The 4,167-nt window shown below is 42.8% G+C and carries 2 protein-coding genes and 2 pseudogenes; all 4 read left to right on the top strand.

The features are described from left to right. Positions 1 to 138: 138 nt before the first annotated feature. A pseudogene (locus tag PSF16_RS16805) lies at positions 139 to 285 on the top strand (autoinducer 2 ABC transporter substrate-binding protein); the annotation flags it as partial. Positions 286 to 437: 152 nt separating this feature from the next. Further along, positions 438 to 1,097, top strand: a pseudogene (locus PSF16_RS16800) (ATP-binding cassette domain-containing protein); the annotation flags it as partial. Positions 1,098 to 1,209: 112 nt separating this feature from the next. Next, positions 1,210 to 2,079 carry an L-ribulose-5-phosphate 3-epimerase gene (locus tag PSF16_RS16795; protein ID WP_006658479.1) on the top strand — a complete coding sequence of 290 codons (870 nt, stop codon included), beginning with the start codon at positions 1,210 to 1,212 and terminating at the stop codon, positions 2,077 to 2,079. A 10-nt stretch (positions 2,080 to 2,089) separates the two neighbouring features. Further along, positions 2,090 to 3,562: an FGGY-family carbohydrate kinase gene (locus PSF16_RS16790; RefSeq protein ID WP_006662494.1), complete on the top strand. Its 1,473-nt coding sequence runs from the start codon at positions 2,090 to 2,092 to the stop codon at positions 3,560 to 3,562. Positions 3,563 to 4,167: the final 605 nt, after the last annotated feature.

Below are 4,167 nucleotides of genomic sequence, written 5' to 3'. Positions count from 1 at the left end.
GAACTCTATGTTGATGAGCATGGCTACATATGCGCATCATCTCTGAGGAATATAACGATGAATATGAAAAAATTAGTTTTACCTTGCTTAATGGGCGCAGCACTATTTTCCAACGTGGCAATGGCTGAATCTCAGAAAGCGCAGATGAATGGTCAAGAGATCAAAGATGGCGTAAGCATTGGTGATATGGGTGAGATCAAAGTCAGTGGCAACACGATACTCAGTGATAAGCCCGTTAACCTGAATATTGAAAATACCAAAAAGCTGGTTGAAGTCGGTCTGTAAGTTCGCTCTACATAATAAAAATACGATAACAGTATTCTTTTGTTCCACATAGTTTAAGTGACAACAACGTCGTGACTTTTCCCCCTTTAGGTCAGTTATGGCGTTTGTTGTCGCTCTGAATATGACGACACAGTCAACACCAGGACTCCACTATGACAGCCGAAAAAAACTCCCCTCTCATCACATTACGGGATCTTTCCAAAAGCTTTGGTGGTCATCGTGCATTACGCAATATCGACTTAACGCTGAACAAAGGTGAAGTTCACTGTTTAGCGGGCACCAATGGCTGCGGAAAAAGCACATTAATCAAAACCATCAGCGGCGTTTACGCTCCCGATGAAGGTAGCAAAATTGAAATCGATGGCAAGCGCTACACCCGTTTAACGCCGGACAAAGCCAGAGAGCTTGGCGTACAAGTTATCTACCAAGATTTATCTCTATTCCCTAATTTAACGGTGGCTGAAAACATCGCTTTTGAGCTAAACCTAAACGGTTATTTTGGTTGGTTCCAAAAGGGAAAAATTCGGGAAAAAGCGCTACAAATCCTCAAAGAACTTGAATTTACGATCGACCCAGACACACCAGTACAGTTCCTCCCTATCGCACAGCGCCAACAAGTCGCTATTTGCCGTGCGCTCGTGGCAGAAGCTCGCTTAGTGATTATGGATGAGCCAACTGCCTCATTGACACGCACAGAAGTAAATCAACTTCTCTCCACGGTGAATTATTTAAAAGATAAGGGCATCACCGTCGTTTTTGTGAGTCACCGATTAGAAGAAGTGAAAGAAATCTCAGATCGCATCACCTTAATCCTCGCACTCGCCTTCAAATTCTTTAAAGAAAAATGGAGCGCTAAGCGTGCAATGACACGTAATCAGCGTCTCAACAAAGCATCCGTACAAAATTAACTGACAGGGAATACAGATGAATACTTCACGAAAAAATCCGATTGGTATCTACGAAAAAGCCCTTCCAAAGCACAGCAGCTGGAGCGAAAAATTAGCTATTGCGAAAGCCGCTGGATTTGATTTTGTTGAGATGTCGGTTGATGAAACGGATGAGCGTTTAGCGCGTTTAGATTGGAGCTTGGAACAACGCCTTGAAATTGTCGCCGCTATCCAGAAAACACAAGTACGCATTCCAACAATGTGTCTATCTGGCCACCGCCGTTTTCCATTTGGTAGCCATGATGAAAATACGCGTCAAAAAGCTCGTGAATTAATGACAAAAGCCATCAAATTGGCACAAGACCTTGGTATTCGTACTATTCAATTGGCTGGCTATGACGTGTATTACGAAGAACAAGATGAAGGCACCATTGCCCGCTTTGAAGAAGGCATGAAATGGGTCTCTGAAATTGCCGCGGCTTCTCAGGTGATGTGCGCTGTCGAAATCATGGATACGCCATTTATGAATTCGATTACTAAATGGCAAGCCCTTGCCGATAAAATTCGCTCACCATGGTTCCAAGTGTATCCTGATGTCGGTAACTTAACCGCTTGGGGTAGTGATGTGGCTGCCGAGTTAACCAAAGGCATCGAAAATATTGTTGCTCTGCATCTGAAAGATACCTACGCCGTAACAGACAGTTGCAAAGGTCAATTCCGTGATGTGCCATTCGGCGAAGGATGCGTGGATTTCGTGGCACTGTTCAAACAGCTTAAGCAGCTCAATTATCGTGGCACCTTCTTAATTGAAATGTGGACGGAAAAAGCCGATGAACCGCTGATTGAGATCATCAAGGCGCGCCATTGGATTGAAGATAAAATGCAACAAGCGGGCTGGGGAAATTAAGGAGCACACAATGAGCACATTTTTCATGGGTGTTGACCTCGGAGGCACCGTTATCAAAGCGGGGATCTACAGCCCTGATGGTCAAGAGATTGTCGTGGCTGAGCATCCTTTCCCAACAGAAAGCCCACAAGCTGGGTTCAGTGAACGCAATATGGAAACACTGTGGCAAGTCACCTGCGGCGTGATCCGTGAGGCCATAGTCAAAAGCCAGCTACATGCTTCACAAATTGCGGGAGTGAGCTTTTCCTCTCACGGCAAAGGGTTGTATTTGCTAGACAAGCACGGAAAACCCGTCAGGAACGGGATCGTTTCTTCAGACTCCCGCGCACAGGCGATTGTTGACCAATGGCATCAAAATGGCACCGCAGAGCAAGCATACCCACTCAGCTTGCAGCAACTGTGGGCATCGCACCCAGTTGCACTGCTGAATTGGCTAAAACAACATGAGCCCGATAGCTACCGTGATGGCCGCTACGTTTTAATGGTTCACGACTATATTCGTTACCGGTTGACTGACCAGCTCACTTGTGAAGAAACCAATATTTCAGGTAGCCAATTATATAACCCAACCACATCCAGCTATGACCCTAGACTGTGTGAATTGTTTGGCATTGAAGAAGCTAATGAAAAATTAGCACCAGTTATCAACTCCGCACAATCGGCGGGTTGCGTCACCACCCAAGCAGCCAAAGATTGCGGTTTACAAGAAGGCACGCCCGTTTTTGGTGGTTTCTTTGATGTGGTCGGTGCGGCGTTATCATCCGGTGTCAGCCAAAAAGATAAGCTGAGCGCAGTGGCGGGAACCTGGACTATTTCAACACGGGTTTTCGACAAAATTATGCCTGCTGATTATCCTTATGTTTGGGGAAAATATTGTATTCCAGGCACCTATTTTGTCCACGAAGGAAGCCCAACCTCCGCCAGTAATCTAGCTTGGTTTACGCGACATTTTTTCAACCAACGCTTGCAGGATTATAACGTGCTTAACGCATGTGTTGCGGAAGGTGCAACTCGGCAGAATGACATCCTGTTTTTCCCTTGGCTGTATGGTTCCAATTATCACAGTAACCTGCATGGTGGATTGCTTGGTTTAAGCTCTCATCATACTGAGGGGGATATCGCTTACGCGATTTACCAAGGAATAGTGTTCTCTCATCTACTGCATCAAGATCGTATTGTAGGTATCGATAATTGCACTCAAGCTATCCGCTTTACTGGCGGACCGACTAACTCTGCGCTGTGGATGCAGATGTTCTGTGATGCAAGCAATTTACCACTAGAAGTTGTCGATGTTCAGCAATCAGGTTGCCAAGCGGCAGCACTATGTGCCGCTGTCGGCTCCGGCTATTACACTGGATTTGATGCTGCGATTTCATCCAGCACCCCAAAAATCACAGCATATCAGCCAAGCCAAGCGGCTCACTTACAGTTACGGGATAAGTTTGCCCGCTTTAAAGCGGTAGCAGATGCATTGAGCCAATAACGTCAAAAATACCTCCCAAATTCGTCACATGACGAAGGTAGGAGGTATTTTTACCTGCCATAACCCCTCCAATGGCACCTCCTCTTATATATATTATTTCGTTACTCAAAATTTCATTTACCAATTTAACATTTTATTAACTAATTTTTTGTAAGTTTAAAAAGTATTCAAATGTTAAATAGCGAAATAAAGCGAAATTTTCCTAATTAATTTATTCGACCAAATAATAATCGAAATAGAAAAATAAATTTCCTTTCAATATAAAAAATGAAAATGCAGAAATTACGCATAAAAAAAATATTACTGTGAGTCAGGTCAATAATCCCAGATTAAACGTGATTAATTAGTAACCAAATACTGAGAGATTGGATTTTATCCATATTTTGATTAAGTCTGGAAAGTCAGTAAAAATATCCAACATATATTTGACCAATTGTGCTAAAAAATGAGCACTTAAATTTAAAGTTAAATTTTTCATATAGATACAAGCAAAAAATATCATAAAAAAAGAAATCAATGAAGAAGAGTCGTTAATATGCATTTTCATTAAAAATAAATTAATTGGTTGAAAATACATCAAGTGATGATTAAATAACTAAAAAATT

It is taken from the genome of Providencia sp. PROV033, assembly GCF_028484855.1.
In the GTDB taxonomy this organism is placed as follows: Bacteria; Pseudomonadota; Gammaproteobacteria; order Enterobacterales; family Enterobacteriaceae; genus Providencia; species Providencia alcalifaciens.
Note: the sequence above shows the minus strand (reverse complement) of the source record. Positions and strands in the feature narration are given on the sequence as shown.